Origin of the sequence: Mesorhizobium cantuariense, from assembly GCF_042647205.1 — a bacterium.
Classification (GTDB): domain Bacteria; phylum Pseudomonadota; class Alphaproteobacteria; order Rhizobiales; family Rhizobiaceae; genus Mesorhizobium; species Mesorhizobium cantuariense.
In genome coordinates this window covers 1-23,470 of record NZ_JBHRVD010000001.1, presented here as the reverse complement: position 1 = coordinate 23,470, position 23,470 = coordinate 1, and the positions used below count along the sequence as shown (strand labels likewise).

Annotated in this window: 14 protein-coding genes and 8 pseudogenes; 8 read left to right on the top strand and 14 right to left on the bottom strand. The window is 60.2% G+C overall.

The annotated features are described in order from the left end of the window. Window positions 1–262: 262 nt before the first annotated feature. The gene (locus tag ACFOJ9_RS00110; protein WP_095082100.1) at window positions 263–1,009 is read left to right on the top strand and encodes a sulfotransferase; all 747 of its coding nucleotides are present in this window, start codon (window positions 263–265) and stop codon (window positions 1,007–1,009) included. 236 nt (window positions 1,010–1,245) lie between these two features. Then, window positions 1,246–1,377: a hypothetical protein gene (locus ACFOJ9_RS00105; protein WP_378921994.1), complete on the top strand. Its 132-nt coding sequence runs from the start codon at window positions 1,246–1,248 to the stop codon at window positions 1,375–1,377. 70 nt (window positions 1,378–1,447) lie between these two features. Here the strand turns inward: ACFOJ9_RS00105 and hemN (ACFOJ9_RS00100) are convergent, their stop codons facing one another. The 3 genes and pseudogenes from hemN (ACFOJ9_RS00100) to ACFOJ9_RS00090 all read right to left on the bottom strand — a co-directional run. Beyond that, the gene (gene hemN, locus ACFOJ9_RS00100) at window positions 1,448–2,782 is read right to left on the bottom strand and encodes an oxygen-independent coproporphyrinogen III oxidase (RefSeq protein WP_095082102.1); all 1,335 of its coding nucleotides are present in this window, start codon (window positions 2,780–2,782) and stop codon (window positions 1,448–1,450) included. 179 nt (window positions 2,783–2,961) lie between these two features. Next, a pseudogene (locus tag ACFOJ9_RS00095) lies at window positions 2,962–3,295 on the bottom strand (LLM class flavin-dependent oxidoreductase); the annotation flags it as partial. A 16-nt stretch (window positions 3,296–3,311) separates the two neighbouring features. After that, window positions 3,312–3,718, bottom strand: a pseudogene (locus tag ACFOJ9_RS00090) (histidinol-phosphate aminotransferase); the annotation flags it as partial. 1,091 nt (window positions 3,719–4,809) lie between these two features. Between ACFOJ9_RS00090 and ACFOJ9_RS00085 the strand changes: the two are divergent. The 3 genes and pseudogenes from ACFOJ9_RS00085 to ACFOJ9_RS00075 all read left to right on the top strand — a co-directional run. After that, a complete protein-coding gene (locus ACFOJ9_RS00085; protein ID WP_245331020.1) occupies window positions 4,810–6,177 on the top strand; it encodes a dicarboxylate/amino acid:cation symporter in 1,368 nt (455 codons plus the stop codon). Between the two features lie 246 nt (window positions 6,178–6,423). After that, window positions 6,424–7,455, top strand: coding sequence for a LacI family DNA-binding transcriptional regulator (locus ACFOJ9_RS00080; RefSeq protein ID WP_095084249.1), 1,032 nt, complete (start codon window positions 6,424–6,426; stop codon window positions 7,453–7,455). A gap of 486 nt (window positions 7,456–7,941) precedes the next feature. After that, a pseudogene (locus tag ACFOJ9_RS00075) lies at window positions 7,942–8,683 on the top strand (carbonic anhydrase); the annotation flags it as partial. Window positions 8,684–8,934: 251 nt separating this feature from the next. Here the strand turns inward: ACFOJ9_RS00075 and ccoS are convergent. The 10 genes and pseudogenes from ccoS to ACFOJ9_RS00025 form a co-directional block, all read right to left on the bottom strand. Next, complete coding sequence (ccoS, locus tag ACFOJ9_RS00070; RefSeq protein ID WP_095082106.1) at window positions 8,935–9,090, bottom strand: cbb3-type cytochrome oxidase assembly protein CcoS; 156 nt, start codon at window positions 9,088–9,090, stop codon at window positions 8,935–8,937. Next, window positions 9,087–11,379: pseudogene (locus ACFOJ9_RS00065) on the bottom strand (cation-translocating P-type ATPase). The gene ccoS and the pseudogene ACFOJ9_RS00065 overlap by 4 nt, the downstream one beginning before the upstream one ends. Then, the gene (locus ACFOJ9_RS00060; RefSeq protein WP_378976331.1) at window positions 11,376–11,873 is read right to left on the bottom strand and encodes a FixH family protein; all 498 of its coding nucleotides are present in this window, start codon (window positions 11,871–11,873) and stop codon (window positions 11,376–11,378) included. Before ACFOJ9_RS00060 ends, ACFOJ9_RS00065 begins: the two are co-directional and overlap by 4 nt. Beyond that, on the bottom strand, window positions 11,870–13,435 hold the full coding sequence (gene ccoG / locus ACFOJ9_RS00055) for a cytochrome c oxidase accessory protein CcoG (RefSeq protein ID WP_378976329.1): 1,566 nt from the start codon (window positions 13,433–13,435) through the stop codon (window positions 11,870–11,872). The genes ACFOJ9_RS00060 and ccoG overlap by 4 nt, the downstream gene beginning before the upstream one ends. A gap of 205 nt (window positions 13,436–13,640) precedes the next feature. Next, a complete protein-coding gene (gene ccoP / locus ACFOJ9_RS00050; protein WP_095082114.1) occupies window positions 13,641–14,504 on the bottom strand; it encodes a cytochrome-c oxidase, cbb3-type subunit III in 864 nt (287 codons plus the stop codon). A gap of 2 nt (window positions 14,505–14,506) precedes the next feature. Beyond that, entirely contained in the window at window positions 14,507–14,656 is a 150-nt protein-coding gene (locus ACFOJ9_RS00045; protein WP_095082116.1) for a cbb3-type cytochrome c oxidase subunit 3, read from the bottom strand. 11 nt (window positions 14,657–14,667) lie between these two features. Further along, the gene (gene ccoO, locus ACFOJ9_RS00040; RefSeq protein WP_095082120.1) at window positions 14,668–15,399 is read right to left on the bottom strand and encodes a cytochrome-c oxidase, cbb3-type subunit II; all 732 of its coding nucleotides are present in this window, start codon (window positions 15,397–15,399) and stop codon (window positions 14,668–14,670) included. A gap of 10 nt (window positions 15,400–15,409) precedes the next feature. After that, a pseudogene (gene ccoN, locus ACFOJ9_RS00035) lies at window positions 15,410–17,024 on the bottom strand (cytochrome-c oxidase, cbb3-type subunit I). 312 nt (window positions 17,025–17,336) lie between these two features. Further along, entirely contained in the window at window positions 17,337–17,579 is a 243-nt protein-coding gene (locus tag ACFOJ9_RS00030) for a hypothetical protein (protein ID WP_378976327.1), read from the bottom strand. 131 nt (window positions 17,580–17,710) lie between these two features. Next, a pseudogene (locus ACFOJ9_RS00025) lies at window positions 17,711–18,443 on the bottom strand (Crp/Fnr family transcriptional regulator). 156 nt (window positions 18,444–18,599) lie between these two features. On the opposite strand from ACFOJ9_RS00025, the gene hemN (ACFOJ9_RS00020) reads away from it, so the two are divergent. After that, on the top strand, window positions 18,600–19,949 hold the full coding sequence (gene hemN, locus ACFOJ9_RS00020; protein WP_095084250.1) for an oxygen-independent coproporphyrinogen III oxidase: 1,350 nt from the start codon (window positions 18,600–18,602) through the stop codon (window positions 19,947–19,949). 293 nt (window positions 19,950–20,242) lie between these two features. Here the strand turns inward: hemN (ACFOJ9_RS00020) and ACFOJ9_RS00015 are convergent. Then, window positions 20,243–21,549: pseudogene (locus ACFOJ9_RS00015) on the bottom strand (IS5 family transposase); the annotation flags it as partial. A gap of 465 nt (window positions 21,550–22,014) precedes the next feature. Here ACFOJ9_RS00015 and ACFOJ9_RS00010 point away from each other — a divergent pair. Next, entirely contained in the window at window positions 22,015–22,401 is a 387-nt protein-coding gene (locus tag ACFOJ9_RS00010) for a calcium-binding protein (RefSeq protein WP_378976325.1), read from the top strand. A gap of 213 nt (window positions 22,402–22,614) precedes the next feature. Then, window positions 22,615–23,470 (top strand): annotated as a pseudogene (locus ACFOJ9_RS00005) (IS701 family transposase); the annotation flags it as partial.

The window sequence follows — 23,470 nt, the reverse complement described above, 5'->3', positions numbered from 1 at the left end:
GACACGGGTGCAGCATCGCTACAGCCTGGAGGTAAGCGTGCTCGGATTGGAAGAAGTGGCGCGAGCGGATATCGAAGGCCGAGGCGCCGGCGCAACTGACGCACAACACCACCAGCGAAGATGTCACCTGTTATAGAAGGTCCGGATGGAATCGGAGCAGGTGCTGAGCGCTACGGAGCAAAGCCACCCCCCAGTTTGAAGAGCCGGCGGTGCCAGGATTCTTTGCTGGATCCTTCGCAAATGTTAATCGGAAACGCACTCAATGACCCATCTCCGCACTTCTCCTGAGCCATTTGCAATCCTGGCGATGCCAAGGAGTGGCACGCACTACCTGGAAGAATTGCTAAACGAGCATCCGAATGTGTTAAGCAACGGTGAGTTGCTCAATACATATGATACGAATTGGCCCGATAAGGATCGCCTGCTACGCAGCGATCGCGAACTCCTGGAGCAGGCCTTCTTGCACTACCCGACGAGAAGCGACAAGAAGGTGACGCATGTTGGCTGCAAGATCAACGAACCTCAGTTTTACGAGCGTCCGGGCTTTTTTGGACAACTGGCCCGTTGGGAGGGCCTCAAGGTCATCCTTTTAATTCGCAGAAACACATTGGAATCGCTGAGATCGCTAGTGCAGGCAAGACAAACTCGCCAGTGGCTTAAGTTCAGTTCGGACAAGAATACCGCTCCACCGTCACCCGTGACATTGTCACTCGCCGCCTGTGAGGCCTACTTCAAAGCTGCCGATGATTTCCACGCTCGGGTCGTGAGCGCCTTCGGGTTAACTAACATGCTCGGAATCGAGTATGAGTGGCTTCTTCGCGATCCCGGCGCTTGCGTGGCAACTGTCTTGGATTTCCTTGGCGTTCCAGCGCTTCAGCTCCCTGGTAGCGGCGTCCTTGAGCGCCAAGAAACGCGCCCGTTGCACGAAACGGTATGGAATTTTGATGAGTTGCGGGCACACTTCGCACATGGTCCTTATGCGAAATTCTTTGAGCTCGGTGCCGCCTGACTGGCTCCTCGCAGCCACTGGCGCGCTTACTCCCAGCGTCACATTGCATGCTTGTTGACGTAGCATTCCTTTTGCGGGAAGAGGCGCTCCGCTCTATTGTGTCAGCGCTTCAAGGCATTTGTCGGCCCGGTCCCAGTCTGCTTGTAGTCACCTCGAGGTCCATGTCAGCGCGGTCGAAACAGTTGACCAAGACGACGCCGGCATCGATGTGACGGGTAAAGGCGTGGGCGTTCCCGATGTCGCGCATCCAGATGGATGCCGAGCGCGACGGTTTTGTCGCGAAGCAAGGCTTTCGTCCTGATCTTGACGCCGAATTCGGTCACTCCACCAGGACCGGCGTCGCCATGTTGCCCAAGGCTTTGTTGTGATTTACCGGAGCATTGCCGTTTAGCGGCGAGCGGTCATCCCTTTGGCCTCCCTCACGCTGCCTGGCTGGGCTTACGGGGCAACCCGGTCGAGAAAGACATCGAATGCGGCAGCAACAGCGCGAATCACAAAGCGATGCTCCTGCCGCACGCGGATGAAACCCTTTTCGATGTCCACTATCCCGTCCTCGGCCAGCATCGCCAAGCGTTCAGCTGAATCGAGAAAGCGGCTCGGATCAGATCTATGGGCGGCGCAGATTGCCGGCACATCGGCCTCGAGATCGCTCATCAGCCGCTCGATGATTGCGGCTCGCACGCGGTCTTCGTCGGTGAGGCGGTAGCCCTTTGACGTCGCCAGATGCCCAGCTGCGATGTGCCTGGTGTAGGAATCCCGTGTAACCTCGTTCTGGACGTACCCCTCGCCGACACGGCCGATAGCCGACGCGCCGAACCCGATCAGGGTTTTGCAGGTGTCGGCCGAATAGCCCAGCGAGTTACGCCGCAGGCGACCGGTTTTTTGTGCCAGCGCGAGTTCGTCGTCCGGCAAGGCGAAATGATCGAGCCCGATCTCTCGGTAGCCTGCGGCAACCAGCGTCTCGGCTACGGCCGCAGCATGTTCGGCGCGAGCAGCGCTGTCCGGCAGCGCTGCCTCGTCGATCAGGCGCTGATTCTTTATAAGGGACGGAATGTGCGCGTAGCCGAACACCGCAAGCCGGCTGGGGCGCATGGCGATCGCCGCCGTCGCGGTTTCGATGCAGGACCGCACCGTCTGATGCGGGAGGCCCAAGATGAGGTCGAAATTGATGCGGCTTACTCCATGTCGACGCAGCATTTCGACGGCAGCGGCCGTTTGCGCCTCACTCTGGACCCGGTTGATCTCTTTTTGAACAATGGGGTCGAAGGTCTGCACGCCGAGGCTCGCCCGGTTCACGCCGGCTGCTCCTAAGGCTTCGGCCATCTCGGCCGTGAACGTTCGTGGGTCGATCTCGACGGCGACCATAGCCGTTTTCCTCAACGCGAAACCGCGGCCCAGGAGTTCCATCATGGCCAAGAACTCCGCTGGCCCAATGAGGGTCGGCGTTCCACCGCCGAAATGCACGTCGCTCACGGGCAGCGGTTGCGGCACTTGCTCCAAGACCAACCGGATCTCGTCACGCAGCACCGCGAGATACTTGATGATCGGGGCATCCTGCCGGGTGATGGTGGTAGGGAAGCCGCAATACCAGCACAACGATCGGCAGAACGGAATGTGGAGATAGAGTGACACCGATTCCTCGGCCGGCAGGTCCCTCAGCCATTCCTTGTATGACTCGGCACCGACCGCCTCGGAGAACTCCGGCACAGTCGGATAGATGGTGTACCAAGGCAGGCGGGCCTTGTGATATTTTGTCAGGATCGAGGTCCGCAACGGTTTACCGTCCTATGCCGATAACTGTCATTCTTACCGCTGCGGCTCTCCTGTGTCTTTGCGCTAAGTCAAATCCGTTCCGCTTTCGCCGCGAAACCGGCGTTTCGGCAACCTGCAAGCTCGCGCAACCCAGGTAGAAGCTAATACCGGGAGCGACCAATCGGACAGCGAATTCATGGTCAGCCAACTCGTGTCGTAATTTCGGATTGAATCGTCATTGCGGTGTATAGGGAAGCATCTAGCGGCAGATTCCCAAATGCCCGTTGACAAAGAAGCTAGTTGGAACCTGCCTCTTCCAACTGATCAAGCAGAGTCTTTCGCATAGACGGCCGATCCTACTACGCACAATTCACTCCCGATTGCTGCATCGAAGGTCAGCGGCAAGTTTGGCGGAGTCGCGATGGCATTAAGGTCGTGAACGAATCTAAAACTCCTGAGCCATCATTCGTAAGCAGGTGCGGCGAGCGAATACGCATCTGCTTCAGAACGCCCAATGACGACCATTCGGAGTAACAAGAAATGGCGCTTTAGCTTCGCTCGATCCAATTTCGAGAAATTGAGCACCTTGCATCATGTCAAGTTTGCAGTTGAACGAAAAAACTGGCGACATCCTCGCCACCCTATCGCCCGGGGGCAAGGAAAGCTCTGTAAATGAGCCCGAGGAGTTCAGACGATCCGTTACCTGCGATCACCTGATCCTTGGAGACGCCGTAGGCATTGGAGGCCGCCTCCCTCAAGCTGATGTTGCCGTCTTCTGGATACAGTTATTGGCGTTCGATGGCTGCAACCGCACTTTCCATTATGCGTGCCGGCAATGGAAATGGGTTCTCATTTGTGTTTTAGTTTGACGCAACCTAAATCCGGTGCTGGTCCGTTGGACGGCAGAGCTTCTAATTGTCTCGTCACTTGCAAAAGGGACGGAAGAACACTTTGCAGTTTTGCATCGCCTTAACACCTTGGTCAGGGCCCGACCGCCGTGAGGTCGGTCGGGCTGTCCTCGATCGGATGGACTGTACGTCGCGGCCGATCGGGCCCTGGTCACGGTCAAGCGCGAGAAACGGCCTGACGTATCACGTCGCAGACATTGCCGTTCCAATTCCATCTGCCGGGAAATTTCTGATGGAATGCTATCATAGACGGCTGGTTTCCTTTCACAAATGAAAGAGAGTTCGATTGACTCTCCTCCCTCATTCCGGTCTCCTAAATCAACGGGTGGTTGTTGGGCGGCAGAAGCCAGACAGCCAAGAACGACGGCCGCGCGTCATGGAAGGAAGGTCTGCCCAGCGCCTCCGCGGTCCCCGGCACGCGCTGACGGCCGAGCGCATACGCCTATTGAAGTAATGGCGGAACAGGTTATCGCTGCCGACGAGACTGGTGGGCTCACTGGCGTTGCTTGCGGCAACCGCCATTCCCCTCGTCATTGATGACGGAGAAGATACAGCAGGCGGTTTCGCGTGCGACGGCACGAAGTCGTCGAGCGCGGCGTCCTTGGGAGCGCGACGACTGCGAAGCCTCTTTTGAACCGCACCATCGCGGGTCGGGAACCAGCGGTCTCTGCTTCTAGACGTCCTATTTCAAAGTGTCGATTGCAGCGCGAGCGCGGCAAGGACACGGTCGCGTAAGGAATACGCCCTTTGCTGGTGCCAACGATGCGGCTCGTCGCAAAGACGACAAAAGCGAGGGGCGAGCAAAACCGCAAGCCCAAGAGGTCGACCGACGGCCGATCTGCCAGGGAACAAAAAGACCTGCTTGAAGGCGCGCCCTTATCAATCTTATGCATTCTTCAGACCGACCGTTGGCGAATCTTCGTGCGAGATTCCGCTAGGGGTGAAGGCAGACTGTGCGATTATCCGCACAAGGCCGCTTGCGCGGCGTGACAAAAGCTCGGGAGAGGACGTTGTGACACAGGTCTTCCATTTGGCACGGCACTTGCGGCGAGATGGCAGCAGCGTTCGACCGGCGCCGCGATGGGAGAAGCCTGTGAAGGGCATGAACAGCCCGCCCCAATCCGGTCAGGGAGAGAAACAGTGTCAGCCCCACAAGTCCCCAGCGCGAGTCCCGCGCCCCGCAAACCCTTCTATGCCAGGCTTTACGCGCAGGTGCTTGCTGCCATCATCCTCGGCGTCGCAATTGGCCATTTCTATCCGGAACTCGGCGAGAGCCTGAAGCCGCTCGGCGATGCCTTCATCAAGCTCGTCAAGATGATCATCGCCCCTGTCATCTTCCTGACAATTGCGACCGGCATCGCCGGCATGAACGATCTCCAGCAGGTCGGCCGCGTTGTCGGCAAGGCGATGGTCTATTTCCTCACCTTTTCGACGCTCGCATTGATCGTCGGCCTTATCGTCGCCAATGTCGTTCAGCCTGGCGCCGGCCTCAACATCGATCCGGCCTCGCTCGATGTCCAGGCCGTGAATACCTATACCGCAAAAGCCCACGAGCAGTCCGTGACCGACTTCCTGATGAATATCATCCCGTCAACGATCGTCGGTGCCTTCACGGACGGCGACATCCTGCAGGTCCTGTTCTTCTCGGTTCTGTTCGGCATTGCTCTGGCGATGGCCGGAGAGACGGCCACGCCGGTCACTTGCTTTTTCCAGGCGCTGATCGCGCCCGTCTTCAAGCTGGTCGGCATTCTGATGAAGGCTGCGCCGATCGGCGCTTTCGGCGCCATGGCCTTCACGGTCGGCAAATATGGCGTCGGTTCGGTCGTGAACCTGGCGATGCTGGTCGGGACGTTCTATTTCACCGCCTTCCTCTTCGTGTTCGGGGTTCTCGGCGCGGTCTGCCGTTACAACGGCTTTTCGATCTTTTCTCTCATCCGCTACATCAAGGAAGAGCTGCTGCTTGTCCTGGGAACATCCTCCTCGGAGGCCGCGCTGCCCTCGCTCATTGAAAAGATGGAAAAGGCTGGCGCCAAGCGCTCCGTGGTTGGTCTGGTCATCCCGGCCGGATATTCCTTCAATCTGGACGGCACCAACATCTACATGACGCTTGCGGCCCTTTTCATCGCGCAGGCGACGAATACGGATCTCTCGATCGGCGATCAGGTCCTCCTGCTGCTCGTCGCGATGCTCTCCTCGAAGGGTGCTGCAGGTGTCACCGGCGCGGGCTTCATCACGCTAGCCGCTACGCTCTCCGTAGTACCGAGTGTTCCCGTTGCCGGCATGGCTCTGATCCTTGGCGTCGACCGCTTCATGTCCGAATGCCGGGCGCTCACGAATTTCGTCGGTAACGCAGTGGCATCGCTCGTCGTGGCCCGCTGGGAAGGCGAATTGGACCAAGTGCAGTTGCAAGCCGCCTTCCGCGGTCACCAGATTGTCGAGACATTAAACCGGCCAACCGATCAAACGCCCATCGACCTGTTAGGTCGTCGCACTCGTCACAAGAAATAAACATCGAACCGCAGGCTCCAAACGGCGCTTCGCGAGCTCATGGAATCAGAGCGCTAATGCGGTGAGCGCAAAATTATGAGTGCCACAAGCAAACGAATCGTATGTTGATAGGCGCCCGGCTACGCTTGCAGTCCTGTTTGTCGATCACGGAGCATGCGCACGCCTTCATTTTTGCCGCCCGTGATCGTGGCCGAGGCGCGCTGGTCGATAGAGAGCCAACGGCATAAAACAAATCAGAATTGGAACATGGCCAAGCGTCCCACAATTGCCGATCTTGCCCGCGAAGCCGGGGTCAGCGTCGCAACAGTCGATCGGGTGCTGAACGCCCGCCATCCCGTGCGAGAGGAAACCGCGCGGCGGGTCCACGAGGCCGCCCGCGCCATCGGCTATCATGCTGCCGGTCTCATCAAGCAACGCCTGCAGCGGGACTTGCCGCACTATCGGCTGGGCTTCATCTTGAGAAAACCCGCCCAGAAATTCTACCAAGACCTCGCGCGCGAGCTCGAAGCCTCGGTCAGCACGGCCCAGTCCTTCCATGGTATTCCGCTCATCGAATTCGCGCCGTCACATGTGCCGGGCGACCTGGTCGCGCTCCTCAAGGATTTGGGCGCACGCTGCCACGCCATCGCCATGGTGGCGCCGGACCACCCGAAGATTACGGCTGCGGTCGAGGAGCTCAAGGCAAAAGGCATTCCGGTTTTCTCACTGCTTTCCGATTTCGCCACCGGCGTGCGCCAGGGCTATATCGGCCTCAACAACCGTAAGGTGGGGCGGACGGCCGCTTGGATGTTTTCCAGGGTCGCAAAACGGCCCGGTAAGGTGGCGGTGTTTGTCGGCAGCCATCGTTTCCAGGGGCACGAGCTCCGCGATGTTGGCTTTCGCTCCTATTTCCGTGAGAACGCGCCGACATTCGAGGTGCTCGATACGTTCATGAACCTCGAGAAACGGCAGATCACCTACGAAGCAACGCTGGATCTCATGCAGAGGGAACCTGAACTCGCCGGCTTCTATCTGGCCGGCGGGGGCATGGAGGGCGCCATCTCCGCGCTTCGTGAAGAGGGCCAAGGTCAGGATCTCGTGGCGATCGTGAATGAAATCACGCCGGAGTCACGGGCGGCGCTCGCAGATAACATCATCACGATGGCGGTCGCCACGCCACTTAGCCGGCTTTGCCAGGAGCTGATGACATTGGTAGTCCGGGCCATCGAGACCGGCACCGCGGAGACACCGGGGCAGACATTTCTGCCGTTCGACATCTATCTGCGGGAAAATATATGACCTGATGGAATTCTATCATCTGAGCTTCCTTTCACAAATGAAAGAAAGGTCGATTGACTATCCTCATTGCGGTCTCGTGAACCAACGGGCGGTTGGGGCGCGGCACAAGCCCAGACAGCCGACAACGGCGGCCGCGCGTTATGGAAAGGAAGGCCGAGCCATGCGCCAGGCATCGCCCTGCCCTGCACCCGATCACATGGCGGCGCATTTTTCACACAGCAGATTCTCGAAATCTCGCGGATGTGGTCTGGACAAAGTGTGCCGCTGCGTAAAGTCCGTTGCAAGTTCGATATCACGCCGGATCGCGTGATCGCCGAGGTGAACGCCTTAATGGATCATTGTAAAAAGGTCCGGGACAAACTTATCGTCGCCAGCGCTCACGACAATCACGATAGCCCAGTTCTGGGTCGCTGATGCATGTGTCAAACTCGCAACCTCGCAGCCTCAATTAGAAAAACACCAGTTCGCACCAAGGAGCGAAAGCATATGGACCGTCGTAGTCTGATCAAAGGGTTCGGCGCATGCCCGATTTGCGCTCAGGCCGCGGATGCGGCGAGCACCCATTGGGGATATGCTGGCCCGGTCGGACCCGAGTACTGGGCCGATCTGGATATGAAAAATTTCGTCTGCTCGGCGGGCACGCAGCAATCACCGATCGATATCAACAGCGCAGTCAAGGCGGATATTCCGCACATCTCTATTGGTTGGCACAAGGGCGGCGGCAAGATGGTGAACAACGGCCACGCCATTCAAATCAACATGCCGGAAGGCAGCACGCTAACCCGCGGGGGGGATCGGATCTACGAACTGATACCGTTCCATTTCCATGCACCGAGCGAACACCACGTGGCGGGCAAAAGTTTCCCGATGGAAGTGCATTTCGTCCATAAAGACACAGAACCGCGATACTCTGGGTGTGCTGGGCGTCTTTCTGACACCAGGCGCGACAAATGCCGGCTTTGCCGGCCTTGCCGAAGCTTTTCCCATGCGGCTAGGCGAGGAGATGGCGGTCGACGAGGTCGATCCCAACGGTCTTCTGCCGGCCTCGCTTGGCTACTGGACCTATGAGGGATCATTGACGACGACGCCCTGCACCGAAAACGTCGAGTGGATGGTGGCGATGGAACCGGTCCAGGTCGGCGCTGCAGATATCAAGCGATTTACCTCACTCTACCCGTCGAATGCGCGGCCGATCCATTCACCCAATCGGCGCTTTATCCTGGGCCTCTACCCCATGACTCTTGGTATAAGGTGGCCCGCGACGGTTCCGAACCGTCCGGCGGCAAGCCCGCAGCGTCCGCGGCGACGCTGGTCGGCAGAAGCTACGGCACGGTTTGAAGTAGCCGGGTGCGGACGTGTTGGCGAGCGCGCGAGAGGCTGGTCTGGCGGCCTCACTGTTGGACTGGCGGCCCAAGATGATCAAGCGCGATGCGTCACGACATCCGAGCGGGCGATGATGCCGATAGCTGTTGCCATCAATCAGCGTTCCGGCTTGTCGTCCCGTTCGATGAGAATCCGCTCGGCAGCTCCATCAAGATCCTCGTATTGGCCACTCCTCAGAGCCCAAAGAAAGCCAGAGAGCCCAAGCGCTCCGAGGAACAGAGCCACGGGTATGAGGTAGACGAGCGTCGTCATGACATTCGTGCCCATTCGCCGATGCGGGAGCGTCTGTTGTGCGGAGCAATTCTGGCCGGAGCGTTCGACGCAAATCCTTGCAAGCGCAACGCATTTCCGATGACCAGGAGCGACGAGGCGGACATCGCGACCGCCGCGATCAGCGGCGTGACATGTCCCAGAATGGCGATCGGCACCGCGACGGTGTTGTAGACGATCGCTATGGCGATGTTCTGGCGGATCAGCTGACCTGCCTTCCTGGAAATATCCAGCGCGAGGGGTACTGCCAGAAGGCTATCGCGCAAGAAGACAAAATCCGCCGCGTTGCGGCCAATGTCGGCGGCGGTCGCCGGAGCAATCGAGACATGCGCCGCGCCCAGCGCAGGCGTATCGTTAAGCCCGTCGCCGACCATCAGAACCTTATGTCCGCCTTTCGCCAGCGTCTCGATCCGTTCGACCTTGCCGGAGGGAAGCATCGCGGGAACGAAACGATCGACACCCAATGTTTCGGCCACCTCGCCGCAGGCCCTTGCCGTATCGCCCGACAGCATTTCCACCGACAGGCCGGTATCTTTCAGTTGCTTAACGGCTGCGCTGGCATCGGGGCGCAGCGCATCCTCGAAAGCAAAGGATGCGGTGATGATCCCATTCTTCGAGAGGACTGTCGCACCGAACCCGCCTAATTTGCCTTCGCCGCCGGTTCGGGCTTTCCATCCAGCCCATCCGCGCCGGCCAAGACGCCAAGTGTTTCCGGCGGCGCTGGCTTCGATCCCGAAGCCCGGATATTCGCTGACGGATTCGAGCTTGGGCTGGCCGGAAAACCCCGCAAAGCCGGCCATCGCCCTTGAAAACGGATGGCGGGAATGCGCGGCCATGTCGGCTGCGATCGCCAGCATCGTTGGATCGATGGACGATGCATTGACGAGCCGCGGCTGGCCGAGCGTGAGTGTCCCCGTCTTGTCGAATACCGCTGCGTCGATCGTCGCCAGGCGCTCCATGGCCGAACCGTCCTTGACCATGATGCCGTTCTCGAACAGGCGCCGCGCGGCGACCACCTGAACGATCGGCACGGCGAGGCCGAGCGCGCACGGGCATGTGATGATGAGAACAGCAATGGCGATGGTGATCGCCCTATGCCAGTCGCCGGTTGCCGCCATCCAGCCAAGGAACGTCACGAAGGCGGTCAGGTGAACCACAGGGGCATAGAGCGCCGAAACGCGATCGGCGATCCGGCGATAATGCGCCCGGCCGCCCTCGGCGGCCTCCATCAGGCGAACCATTTCCGCCAGGAATGAATCCTTCGCGGCGGCTGTCGCCTCGATCGTCAGCGAGCCGGTGAGATTGAGCGTACCGGCCTGAACCCGTTCCCCCGACGCCACGGTTTTCGGCGTGCTCTCGCCGGAAACCAGCGAGCAGTCGAGATCCGACGCCCCCTGAATGATCTTGCCGTCGACGGGTATCCTTTCGCCGGCTGCGATCAGCAGCAACATGCCTGGTTCGATCTCGCCAACCGGCAAGTAATCGCGTGCACCATCGCTGCGCAGGACCATTGCGCCACGCGCCGCCAGCTGCGACAGGCTTTTCACGGCGGTCCGGGCACGTTCCCGCATGACATGATCCAGCGTGCGGCCGATCAACAAGAAGAACAGCAGCGACACCGACGCATCGAAATAGGCGTGATCGCCATGGTTGATCGTCTCATAGAGGCTCATGGCGTAGGCGAGCGACACCCCGACCGCGATAGGCACGTCCATGTTCATGCGGCCGTGGCGCAACGCATTCCAGGCCGAGCGGAAGAAGATGCCGCCGGCGAAGGCGAGGGCAGGGATGGCGAGAAGCGCCGAGACCCAGTGGAACAGGTCACGGGTTGCACCTTCAGCACCTGACCAGACAGAGACCGAAAGCAGCATGATGTTGCCCGCCGCGAACCCGGCGACCGCTACGGCGCGGATCAACTCCGAAAGCGTCCTGTCCTTCGCGTCGGCCTCGGGAGCGAAGAGATGCGCCTGGTAGCCGACCCGCCCAATCGCGGACGACGAACGGTGGAACCTCGTCCCCACGCCACCGGACCGCGACGCGCTTCGTCGACAGGTTGACGCGCGCACCCTCGACGCGATCGAGCTTTCCCAACGCCGTCTCGATCGTCTGGATGCAGGCTGCGCAATGAACTGTCGGCACGGAAAGATCGGTCTGGCGAAGGTCATCGCCAAGCGATCGGCTCGCCAGCCTGATCTCCTCGCTAGACGGCAGGGCCGATGTGGTGCTCGAGACATCCAGCGCCATTTCAGCGCCCGGCGCACAACAGCTCATTGCAGCGCTCCATGGGAAATCATGATCCTGCGGACGTCGCGATAGGGTTTCGCCAGACCGGCATCGGCGTCGATCTCGACGATCCAGACGCCGTCCTTCGGCATGTGCTGCGCGGCAAACTCCTGGCCGGAGGCGAGCGTGAGCGTGACGGCCTTGTCCTCTTTTTCGTAGGCGGGATGGCGAAACAGCACCTTGACGCCACGCAAGGGAACAGGCTTGCCGGCGGAGTCGGTGAGCCCGTAGCGAACTTCGCCCCAAGCGATGGTCAGCTTGCCGGTCCAGCCGAGCGCTGCCTGCGCGCGACCCTCCTCGGCCTGCTTGTTGAATTGCTGGCTCGCCACATAGGTGTTTTCGACGACAAGGCCGGTCCAGCTCGTGTTGGCGAGCGTCGCCATGGTCAGATTGACCGCGATCACCACTCCGAAAAAGGCAAGGATGATGGCCAACATGTGCCTGCCGGTGAATTCGCGGGATTTCTGCGTATTCGCACTCATCTGGCGGTCTCCGGCGCGTTGAAAATGGCGGTGTATTCGTCCGCCTCGAAACTCGCCTTGTCCTCGACACGGAACTTGAAGGTCTGCGCTATGCCGCGGATCTGATCGACCGGCTGGCGCACGAAGACCTTCAGCATCTTCAGGCGGTCGGGCTCGACCGGAATGGCGAAGGAACGGCCTGCCGGGATGTCGTCGCCGACCACGTTCATTTCAGCCCCTGGCAAGCCTTGCATGGTGACGACGATCGTCCGTGGCTCGGGGATCATGTTCAGCAGCTTGACGGTGTAGCCGTTGCGGATAGAGCCGTCGGAGAGCGAGACGAATTGCGGGTTGCGATCATGCAAGACATTCAACTCGAGCCTCTCGCGTGTGAGCAGCGAAATGAGCAGCGCCAGTCCGACCGCCGACCATGCGCCGAGGTAGATGAAGGTGCGCAGACGGAAGATGTTGCGAAGTTGGAAGTGTGCCAGGCCGTCGGAAAATGCGCCTGTGACAGTCCGGACGAGTGCCGGGTTCACCGGGACGGTGCCGCCGGCAGTCGCAAGCGCCATGTTGGCATTGTAGTCCGAAAGCCTCGCATAGGAGATCAGCCCGCGTTCCCTGCCAAGCTTGTCCATGATGCCGTCGCAGGCGTCGATGCAAAGCGCACAGGTTATGCATTCGAGCTGCTGGCCGTCGCGAATGTCGACGCCCATCGGGCAAACGGCGACGCAGGCATTGCAGTCGACGCAATCGCCGACCGGCTGCCCGGCGGCAATAGCCTTCTTGGCATGACGCGAGCGCGGTTCGCCGCGCCAGTCATTGTAGGTGACGGTTAGCGAATTCTCATCCAGCATCGCCGCCTGAATGCGCGGCCACGGGCACATATAGGTGCAGACCTGCTCGCGCATCAGTCCGCCGAACGTGTAGGTGGTCGCCATTAGTACGGCGATGGTCACATAGGCCACAGGAGCGGCGGTGCCTTCTACGACGTCCAAAGCCAGCGTCGGGGCATCGGCGAAATAGAAAATCCAGGCGCCACCCGTTGCAACCGCGATGACCAGCCAGATAGCGTGCTTGGAGACCCGCAACACCAGCTTGCGCATTGTCCATGGCCCTGCATCGAGCTTCATGCGGGCGTTGCGATCGCCTTCGATCGCTCGCTCCACCACCAGGAACAGGTCGACCCAAACGGTCTGCGGGCAGGTATAGCCGCACCAGGCCCGGCCAACCGTCGATGTGATCAGGAAGAGAACGATTCCGGCCATCATCAGAAGGCCGGCGACATAATAGAATTCCTGCGGCCATATCTCGACGAAGAAGAAGTAGAATCGCCGATGGGCGAGATCGAGCAGCACGGCCTGATCCGGGGCGTATGACCCGCGGTCCCATCGAAGCCAGGGTGTCAGGTAGTAGATGCCCAGCGTAATCGCCATCACCAGCCACTTGAAGCGGCGAAAGTTGCCGGAGGCGCGTTTCGGGAAGATCTTCTTGCGCGCGGCATAGAGCGGCTGCCGCGTCTTGGCGGAATTGACCGCCTCGGCTGCGTGGGGCGCTACCTGCGTTTTCTTTAGCACGGGCATCTCCTCGCGCGCCGCCGATGGTATTGGCGTGCAACCGCACTCGTCTGCTTTGGGTAACGTCCAAGATGCTGAGCTAAGCATGTTTTGCCGCATCGACACGGAGCGCCCCATTAATCAGAACAATCGCCGCACGCCCGAATGTGTCGAGGCCCGGCGCGCCGGGCCTCGTCGCTTGGCGGGGAGGGCCGAGAATAGGCTTCCGATCCTATTCTCCGCCGCCAAGCGAATGGACATAGACTGTGAGTTCCTTGACTGCGGTCTGGCCGAGGCGCCCGGCCCATGCCGGCATGATGCCATGCTTCGGCTCGCGGACCTGGGCGGCGATGGCGGTCTCGCCGGATCTGTAGAGCCAAATCGCATCGGTCAGATTGGGCGCGCCGAGCTCCCTGTTGCCTTGTGCCTTGTCGCCATGACAGGCCACGCAGTTCTCGGCGAAGACCTTGGCGCCGGGCTCGACCAGGCTCGCGTCTTTGACAGCCCCCGATAGGCTGGCGACATAGGCGCTGACCTGAGTGATCTGCTCGGGCGTTATGATGTCGCCAAAAGCGGGCATTTCCGAAACGCGTGTATCCAGGTCGGACGCAAAGCGAATGCCATGCATAATCGTTTGCTGAATCTGCTCCGCCTTGCCGCCCCACAGCCAGTCGTCGTCGTTGAGGTTGGGAAAGCCCGCGGAACCTTGCCCGCCGGAGCCGTGGCACTGCACACAATTGACCTTGAAGGCGGCGCCACCGGCTGCGACGGCGAATTCGCGCAGTGCATCGTCGGCAACAATTTCGGATACGCTTTTCTGCTCGATGGCTGCGACGTAAGTGCCTTTGGCTGCTTCGGCAGCCGCAAGTTCGTTCTTGACGTCGTTTCGGCTGGAAAAGCCCAGAACGCCCTTGGTGGCGGAGCTGAGCATCGGCCAGGCGGGGTAGGCAATCGTATAGGCGGCTGCCCAGGCGATGGTGACGTAGAAGGTGATCACCCACCAGCGCGGAAGTGGGTTGTTAAGTTCCTTGATCCCGTCCCACTCATGGCCGGTCGTCGCGATCCCTGAGATTTCGTCGACTTGCTCGTTGCTCATCATCAATCCTCCTCGAGAGGAATCCGGGCGGCTTCATCGGCCAGCCCGCGGCTGCCGGGTCGGAGCGCAAATGCAATGCAGCCAATGAAGAACAGAGCCATGGCGAGCAGGCCCCAACTGTCGGCAAACTCCCGCATCAAATTGTAATCCATCGACATTCTCCTCAGCGGTAGCCGGCGGCTTCGTCGTAGTTTTTGAAATCAACAAGCGTGCCGAGCATCTGCAGGTAAGCGACAAGGGCATCCATTTCGGTGACCTGTTGGGGGTTGCCGTCGAAGTCGCCAAGCTTGGCCTTGGGGTAGCGGCCTTCCAGACCGGACGTGTCGGCATTGGGATCAGCCTGTGCCATCAGATCGGCATTTGCCTGGGCGATCATCTCGTCTGTGTAGGGGACGCCGACTCGCCTGTTCGCGATCAGATGCGTCGAGAAATCCTTCACCTCGATCGGTGTGCCCTTCAGGAAGGCGTAGCTCGGCATGATCGATTCCGGTACCACCGAGCGTGGCGCGTTGAGATGCTGGACGTGCCATTCGTTGGAGTAGCGGTCGCCAACGCGCGCGAGGTCCGGGCCGGTTCGCTTCGATCCCCACTGGAACGGATGATCGTACATCGACTCGGCCGCCAAGCTGTAGTGGCCGTAGCGCTCGACTTCGTCGCGGAACGGCCTGATCATCTGGCTGTGACAGAGGTAGCAGCCCTCGCGCACATAGATGTTGCGTCCGGCGAGCTCGAGCGGCGAGTAAGGCCGCATGCCTTCGACCTTCTCGATCGTGTTGTCGAGATAGAAGAGCGGTGCGATCTCAACGATGCCGCCGACCGTCACGACCAGCAAGGACCCGACGAGAAGGAGCGTGGCGTTCTTCTCGATGACTGCGTGTTTGTCCATCAAGCCCATTTCTGGCTCCTTATTCGCCGGGCTGGAGGGCGGGCACGGAACCCGGCAATGGCTGTTCTTTGCGCTGGTAACCGCGAATGGTCATGGCGACATTCCATGCCATGATCAGGGCACCGGACAGATACATCGCACCGCCGATGGCTCGCATGACATAGTAGGGATGCATGGCGGCGACGGTTTCGGCGAAAGAGTAGACCAGGAAGCCCTGCTCGTCGTATTCGCGCCACATCAGGCCCTGCATGATGCCGGACACCCACATCACCGCCGCGTAGACCACGATCCCGAGCGTCGCCAGCCAGAAATGCCAGGTAACGAGCCGCAGCGAATACAGTCGATCGCGGTTCCACAGCTTCGGCACCATGTAATAGATCGCACCGAACGAGATCATGCCCACCCAACCGAGCGCAGCGTCCGGAATGGACATGGCCGATCGTCCAGTCGGTATAGTGTGATAGCGAGTTGACGGTCTTGATCGACATCATCGGGCCTTCGAAGGTCGACATGCCGTAGAAGGCGACGGCCATCAGCATCATGCGGATGATCGGATCGGTGCGGAGCTTGTCCCAGGCGCCGGAGAGCGTCATCACGCCGTTGATCATGCCGCCCCACGACGGCATCCACAGCATGATCGAAAACGCCATGCCGAGCGTCTGCGCCCAGTCGGGCAAGGCGGTGTAGTGCAGGTGATGCGGGCCGGCCCAGATATAGAGAAAGATGATCGCCCAGAAATGGATAACCGACAGCCGGTACGAATAGACCGGACGGTTCGCCTGCTTCGGCACGAAGTAATACATCATGCCAAGAAAGCCGGCCGTGAGGAAGAAGCCGACGGCGTTGTGGCCGTACCACCATTGCGTCAGCGCGTCCTGGACACCGGAAAACGCGGAATAGCTCTTGGAGCCCAGGAAGGAGGCCGGCATCGACAGGTTGTTGACCACATGCAGCATCGCGATGGTCACGATGAAGGACAGGTAAAACCAGTTGGCGACGTAGATATGCGGTTCCTTGCGCTTCAGGATCGTGCCGAGGAACAGGACGAGATAGGCGACCCAGACGATGGTCAGCCAGATGTCCACATACCATTCGGGTTCGGCGTATTCGCGGCTCTCGGTGATGCCGAGCAGATAGCCGGTCGCCGCCATGACGATGAAGAGCTGGTAACCCCAGAACACGAACCAGGCGAGATCGCCGCCGAACAGCCGCGCGCGGCAGGTGCGCTGTACGACATATAGAGACGTGCAAAGCAGCGCGTTGCCGCCGAAAGCGAAGACCACGCCCGACGTATGCAGCGGCCGCAAACGGCCGAAATTGAACCAGGGCTGGATGTTGAGATCGGGGTAGGCGAGCTGCAGCGCGATGACCACGCCGACCAGCATGCCGACAACACCCCAAAACATGGTGGCGATGGCGCCATAGCGGACCGGACCGTCCATGTAGGCCGTGGGGTCGATCGGAGCGGCGGGCTTGAACTCCGTGTTGCGCATCAGGATCACGGTGAAGCCAGCCACGGTGAAGAACAAAACCCACATGTGCTGGCGAAAAGTTTCATCCACGCCGAAGCCGGCGGCCACAAGGGCGGCAAAAGCAAACAGGCTCAAAAGGGCGATCTCTGTGCCGAATTTCATCGCAAGTCCCGATCTCGAATTCCCGCGGACGCCAAATCCGCGGTGCATTACTTGCCGAGCCGCCGCGTGCCCGCCATGATCCAGGTCAAAGCCGCACGAATTTACTGGGCAGCATTGAGCTCGGTGCAATCAGAAGGTGGCGATTGACTGAGAAAACGCAGCACGAGCCGCCTGTTCGTGAGAGAGTCCGACGTCCCCGGCCCGGCCCGGCTTGGAGGCGATTCCGTACGATGTGATGAGAGGCGGCGTATCGGGAAAACTGAGGCTCTGCGACGCGCGCTGGAAAGCGTCAACAATGCCTTTCCGAACGTCTCAAATGTCTTGGCATAGGCAACGCGGGTCGTTCACTTCTCCGTGACGTTTATAGGTTCGAAGAGACGGTTCATTTTCCCGGCGTATGAGGCGTGCTTGACCTCGGCCGGAGTCGATCTTGCCTCCACCACCCGGTTGCTCGTCGAGTATGTCGAGGATCAATGCTTCGCCGACGAAGTGGTCGAAACACTCCTGGCGATCGGCCATGGACCCAATAGACAATGCGGAAGCTGTCGGGTTCATGCTACGCGGCTCCTTCAAAGGCTTGCGGCGGGAGATCGCGATCGAAGAAGAGGCATGTCCCGCCGCGGCTCGGAGTATCGGACGTAGGTTCCGTCACTTAGGTCTTATTGAAAGAGCGGTTGTCGCGCGCCTCAGCCGCCGCAGCGCTGTTCCAGCCGGCTCATGTTGTCCACCGTCACATGGCGATTGTTCTCGATCCGGATTATGCCGTCAGCCCGCAATCGCGTCAGCTGTCGGCTCACGGTCTCGAACCTCAGTGCCAGGAAGTCAGCAATGTCGACACGCGTCAGCGGCAGATCGAAGCGCGCCGACCTGGCCGCCGGATCAACAGTCCGATCGATATTCCGGGCGATCGTGAGCAGAAAGCTCGCCACCTTTTCTGGTGCCGTCCTGCGCCCCACAGTCACCATCCATTCGCGGGCTGCGTCGAGTTCGATCAACGTCTGCTTGAATAGGCGATGCTCGAGTTCCGGTGCTTCCTTCATAATCCGCTCGACCGCCGCCTTCGGAAACGAGCACAAGGAGACAACTGTAGCCGCTTCCGCGTTGATCGGGCTTTCCACCTTGAAGGGCCGTCCCAGAAAATCCGGTGCGAACTGGAGGCCGACGATCTGCTGCCGACCGTCCGAAAGGCTTTTCGTCAGCTTGACCACACCTGAAAGCACGTTCGAATAGCTGTCGACGGCCTCGGCGTCGCCGATCAGTTTGACCCCGGGCTCGATTTTGTGACGCCACGAGGTCTTGGCGAGCCCGACCAAATGGTCTGGGTCGAGCGCACCGCAGGCACCGCGATGCCGTGCGTGCCTCGCAAGACAGGCAAAGGACGGGAATACCGGAACTGTGAATGTCCTGCTGTACCGTCATTACGCTCGCTTTTATTGATCCCAAATGCCGGCAGGATAACAATCGGTGCGAGAGAAATCCTGCGGCAGTTTGTCCATGCCGAGGGTTGACCGAAATCAATGCTTTGGCTCAGCGATGCATCTAGGGTCCCGCGATGCAAACACGGTGGACCGCGATATGCGACCGGAATTAGCTGCCAGACTTGGCGAGAACGTCCCGCGCTATACCAGTTATCCGACCGCGCCGCATTTCCATGCGGGCGTCGATGCTGCCGTTTACCGCGTCTGGTCGCAGGCGCTCGGAAGCGGTGACGAGATATCGCTCTATCTTCATATCCCCTATTGCGACAAGCTGTGCTGGTTCTGTGCGTGCCATACCAAGCAGACGCGTCATTACGAGCCGGTGGCCGCTTATCTGCGATCGCTGCATGGGGAGATCACCACGGTTGCCGGTCTTGTCAGCGGCAAGGGTCGTGTCCGAGCGGTCCATTTCGGTGGCGGTTCGCCGACGATGGTGAAGCCCGAAGATCTAGTCGCATTGGGGGTTCGCCTACGGGACAGCTTCGATTTTCTCCCGGACGCGAAAATCAGCGTCGAAATCGAACCCAATGACATGGATGAAGCACACCTGGATGCACTCGCCGAAATTGGCATGACGCGGGCGAGCCTCGGCGTGCAGGATTTCGATTCGAAAGTGCAAAAGGTGATCAACCGCGAGCAAAGCTTTTTGCAGACCAAGGCAGTCGTCGACGGAGTTCGTTCACGTGGCGTCGAATCGGTCAATCTCGATCTGCTCTACGGCTTGCCGCACCAGACCAGGGGGAGCGTCTGTTCCACCGTAGCGCAGGCGCTGACCCTGGAACCGGACAGGATGGCGCTTTTCGGCTACGCTCACGTGCCCTGGTTCAAGAAGCATCAAACGATGATCGAAGAGGCATGGCTCCCCGGTCCCACGGAGCGGTTCGCACAATCGCAACTTGCCGCACGAGCGATTGTGGACAAGGGATACGAAGCAATCGGGCTCGACCATTTCGCCAAACCGGGCGATGCGCTGGCGGTGGCTGCCCGCACAGGGGCCCTGCATCGTAACTTCCAAGGCTATACAGAGGATCGCTGCGAGACATTGATCGGTCTCGGTCCTTCGTCCATCGGCCGTTTTCGTCAGGGCTACGTCCAGAACATGGCCTCGCCCGCCGAGTACGGACGCATGGTCGCGGATGGCGGGCTGGCCGCCGTCCGCGGCATCGCGCTTTCCGACGACGATCGCGTCCGTGGCTGGATCATCGAGCGGCTGATGTGCGACTTCGCCTTCTCGGCGATCGATCTGGTAGAACGCTTCGGCGAAGCCGGCCAGAGGCTCCTTCAGCAGTCGAGTTCCATGGCCCTCCACGGTCCGGTTCGATTGCTTGAACTTGATGGCGACAAATTCGTTGTGCCGGCCGCAAGTCGCCCTTTCGTGCGAAGCATCGCGGCCAAGTTCGACAAATATTTCGAAAGTAGTACAGCCAGGCACTCGGTGGCAGTCTGAGCACCGCAGACGAACGGTCATCGTTTTCAGTCGATCGCGAACCGATTGCCCTACGTTTGTGACCCTCCATCGGCGACCGTCGCATCAAGATAGGGTTTTGAGAACGGACTAGATGCGAGGGTCTTTGGCATAGGGCGACGATATCGCCGGGTCGTGTCTTCCTTTCGAAGCTCCTCAGTCGCCCGTGAAGAAAGCCATTCGGCACCGGCGTTGTAGGCGAGCCCCGTTTCAGAGGCTATTCCGGTTGAGCTGCGGAGGTCAGGCTGATCGTGGCTGGACCGGTGACGCCGCAGCGGTTGCAGCAGCGCCAAGAGGTAGGCAAACAAAAGCCTCAGCCAGTTGAGCAAGAGGCTGAAGTTGTAGCCGACGCCGGCGAGCATGGCGTTGTTGGCGTCGCTTCGGTGAAGGCCAGGAAGTTGCGGCCCATGCGGTGGTCCTGCTTGAGATGGCCGATGACCGGTTCGACAGCGGCCCGGCGTCGCAGTGCCCGCTTGATGGCCTTGGTGATGCCGCCCCTGGTAGCCGGCGACATGGACCTTGAACATCTTGTCCTTCGGCGCGTTGTGGCCGCGATAGCCGGCATCGGCGACGATCTTGCCGAGATTGGCACCGATAGCGGTTTCGATGGCGGGAATGACGGTGGCCAGTGTGTGGCCGTCATAGCGATTGCCGGGCAGCGCCTTGACATGGGCCGACGAACTGGCCGCCGCGGTTGCGCTGCAGCGTGGTGGCGACCGAGACCTCGACGCCGAACTCATAGGCTTGTGGGCCTACCCTTGCCGATGCATTCCACCTCGGGAGCGTGCAGGGAATAGACCTTGCGGCCGCGCTCGCGCTGCCGCTGGTCCCTGACGCGCCGGGCAAGCCAGCGGCAGGGCGAAGACCTGGGCAGTTCGGGCTGCCCGGCGAGCTTGCGGGTAATGTCGCGGATCACCGCGCCGAGCATGGTGCGCAGCCGCTTAAGCGCCCGGTTTGCGCTTGGACTGCTTGGCATGGGCATAACGCTGATGCTTGATCAGCGCGAACTTGCCGACCCGCGCATAGGACTGGCGCAGGCCGATGCCGCTTTTTTGGCCAACTTCACCAGCCACTCGCGGGCCCGATGCATCAGCTTGGCGTCGGTCGGAAAGGTGATGGCCTTCTCCTGCACTGTGGTGTCAACGATCACCGCACGGACGTCGGCCGGTTTGGCCGCCCCCCAGCCGCGTCGCTGCCGCAAGGCTCTCCTGGAGCAAGGCCATCAGCCGCTCCTCGCCCATGCGCAGACGTCAGCGAGCTGCGGTCGAAGGGGCAGGCGGTGCTGGAAGAACTCCTCGCCGCAGAACAGCTGGTAATAGGGGTTCTCAAGCCAGCGCTCGCACAGCGCCTAGTCGGATAGGTTGTGCATCGACTTGAGGATGGCCAGGCCCGCCATCAACCCGGTTGGCAGCGGCGGCCGGCCGGGGTCGTCGTCATAGACCGCGCCGAGCCGTTCTTCGAGGAAACGCCAGTCGATCGACCGGGCCAGTTTCACCAGCGCATGATCCATGTTGAGGATCTGGTCGAGCCGGGATCGCAACAGGTCGGTCTGTCCGCTTTCGCGTCGTTCCTTCGGCCGCATCGCTCGCTCCCTCGCAGCTTCGCATCAACCGTCGAATCACGCGTACGGGTACGCTTTCAATTTGCCGGAAATCGCAGCTCAAAGCCACGATTTTCGGCAAAATCAAACGCAAAGCTGTAGCAGAATCCTAATTGAATCAAAGCCTTCCGAGTTCGACAATGCGGCGCTTTCCGGACAGGTCGCCTAGTTGGGCCGATTGCGGACAGGCCGCTAAAGGCTTGGATACACGAGAAAGCGGGCAAACATCGTTATTGCAGCCTGCCCATCCTTGACGTTAAGCCTGAGGCACCTTGATGGCGCGCTTGGTCGAAGTTGAGAACTCGACGCGGATACGAGTTCTCAAACTGCTGGCCAACCAGCCGACCTAAAGGCATTCCTCCAAAAGGCGTATTTCCGTTCTCCCTGTCGATTCGACAACAACCACCCAATATCCCATAGTCAAGGACCGGTGTCGGGGATGCCTTAATGCGTTGGGGTTTAGTGTCGATCGCGGTTGCCGCCTCTGTTATTTCGGGCTGTGCTGCCGACTATTTGAACAACTACGAGACGGTGACGCTGGCAGCGGGCGACTCGCTCAATCAGAACGAGTTGCTGCAAACGGTCGATCCGTTCAATCCGAACAGCAACAACACCAAGATCGAAGGCGATGGCCAGCGCATGACGACGGTTGTCCAGCGGTATCACGGCGTGGCGCCGCCTGCGGCCGCGCTCGGCCAGGTTCCAAACAGCAGCGTCGATCTGGACTGCGCTGGCGGCAAGGGCAACCCGGTTGTGCAAGGCCCGGTCGCGGTAGGCCCATCCGACCCAAATGGTCTCGATCGAGATCATGACGGCGTTGGGTGCGAGCGATAAGAATGCGCTCGAAACCGAATAGGTCGAAACATCCCCATAGGGGCAGAGTCCACCAATTAGCAGATAACCGGTACAATCGGCGAAGGTATGACCGTGGGCGCGGCGGTGACCGCGTGTCGTGGTGGGGAGTTGTTTTGTTTTTGATGATGCTAGCACTACTTTGGCAGATTTTTAGCAGCGGCGCGTTTTTGGAATTCCCAAGAGAGAGTTTGCGTGATTCATGGGAGGTCGGCTTGTGGAGGGCCGATCAATGGATGTGGACTGGCAAGCCGATCTCGAGCACTGGCTTCAACCGTTTTTGGCAGGTCTTTCGCATCCAGCTCGGCGCCGGATGTGTCCGCTGTACATTGCTGGTCTGATCGGGCCGGGCGACCGTAAGAGCGTACAACCGATGGCCGCTCGAGCGGGCGATGTCGGCTACGATCAGCTTCATCATTTTGTCGCGGCAGGGGTTTGGGACAGCGCTCCGCTCGAGGCCGCCCTGCTGAAGGAGGCAGATCGCCTGGTCGGCGATGAGGCGGGTTTTCTCGTCATTGACGACACAGCGTTACCGAAGAAGGGACAACATTCGGTTGGTGTCGCGCCTCAATACGCTTCGTCGCTTGGCAAGACGTCCAACTGCCAGTCGCTGGTGTCGGTGACCCTGGCCTCACGCGAAGTGCCGGTGATGGTGGGCCTTCGGCTCTTCTTGCCCGACACCTGGACGAATGATCCCGAGCGGATGATGCGGGCGCGCGTCCCGAAGGATCGACAGGTCGCTCTGACAAAGCCGGAGATCGCCATCGAAGAGATCGATCGTGTCATCGCCTCCGGCGTGCGTTTCGGCTGCGTGCTTGCCGACGCGGGCTACGGGTCGAGCAGCTCTTTTCGTCAGGCTTTGAGTGAGCGCGGTCTGCTGTGGGCGGTAGGACTATCGCGACGCCAAAACGTCTATCCGGCCGATGTTGATCTGATCTTCCCGGTCGCGACCACCGGCAGGCCCGCCAATATCACATCCCGGACAGCCGCCGGTCTCTGCCGAGGTGATGCTGTCTGGTGAGAGATGGCACAAGATAAGCTGGCGGCGCGG

Coding starts and splice junctions, on each gene's coding strand:
- ccoO (WP_095082120.1), bottom strand. CDS start 15,399: ATGGGCTTGATGGACAAACACGCAGTCATCGAGAAGAACGCCACGCTC.
- ACFOJ9_RS00080 (WP_095084249.1), top strand. CDS start 6,424: ATGGCCAAGCGTCCCACAATTGCCGATCTTGCCCGCGAAGCCGGGGTC.
- ccoP (WP_095082114.1), bottom strand. CDS start 14,504: ATGAGCAACGAGCAAGTCGACGAAATCTCAGGGATCGCGACGACCGGC.
- ACFOJ9_RS00045 (WP_095082116.1), bottom strand. CDS start 14,656: ATGGATTACAATTTGATGCGGGAGTTTGCCGACAGTTGGGGCCTGCTC.
- ACFOJ9_RS00010 (WP_378976325.1), top strand. CDS start 22,015: ATGCGTTGGGGTTTAGTGTCGATCGCGGTTGCCGCCTCTGTTATTTCG.
- ACFOJ9_RS00110 (WP_095082100.1), top strand. CDS start 263: ATGACCCATCTCCGCACTTCTCCTGAGCCATTTGCAATCCTGGCGATG.
- ACFOJ9_RS00030 (WP_378976327.1), bottom strand. CDS start 17,579: ATGAACCCGACAGCTTCCGCATTGTCTATTGGGTCCATGGCCGATCGC.
- ACFOJ9_RS00105 (WP_378921994.1), top strand. CDS start 1,246: ATGTCGCGCATCCAGATGGATGCCGAGCGCGACGGTTTTGTCGCGAAG.
- ccoG (WP_378976329.1), bottom strand. CDS start 13,435: ATGCCCGTGCTAAAGAAAACGCAGGTAGCGCCCCACGCAGCCGAGGCG.
- ccoS (WP_095082106.1), bottom strand. CDS start 9,090: ATGACGACGCTCGTCTACCTCATACCCGTGGCTCTGTTCCTCGGAGCG.
- ACFOJ9_RS00060 (WP_378976331.1), bottom strand. CDS start 11,873: ATGAGTGCGAATACGCAGAAATCCCGCGAATTCACCGGCAGGCACATG.
- hemN (WP_095084250.1), top strand. CDS start 18,600: ATGCGACCGGAATTAGCTGCCAGACTTGGCGAGAACGTCCCGCGCTAT.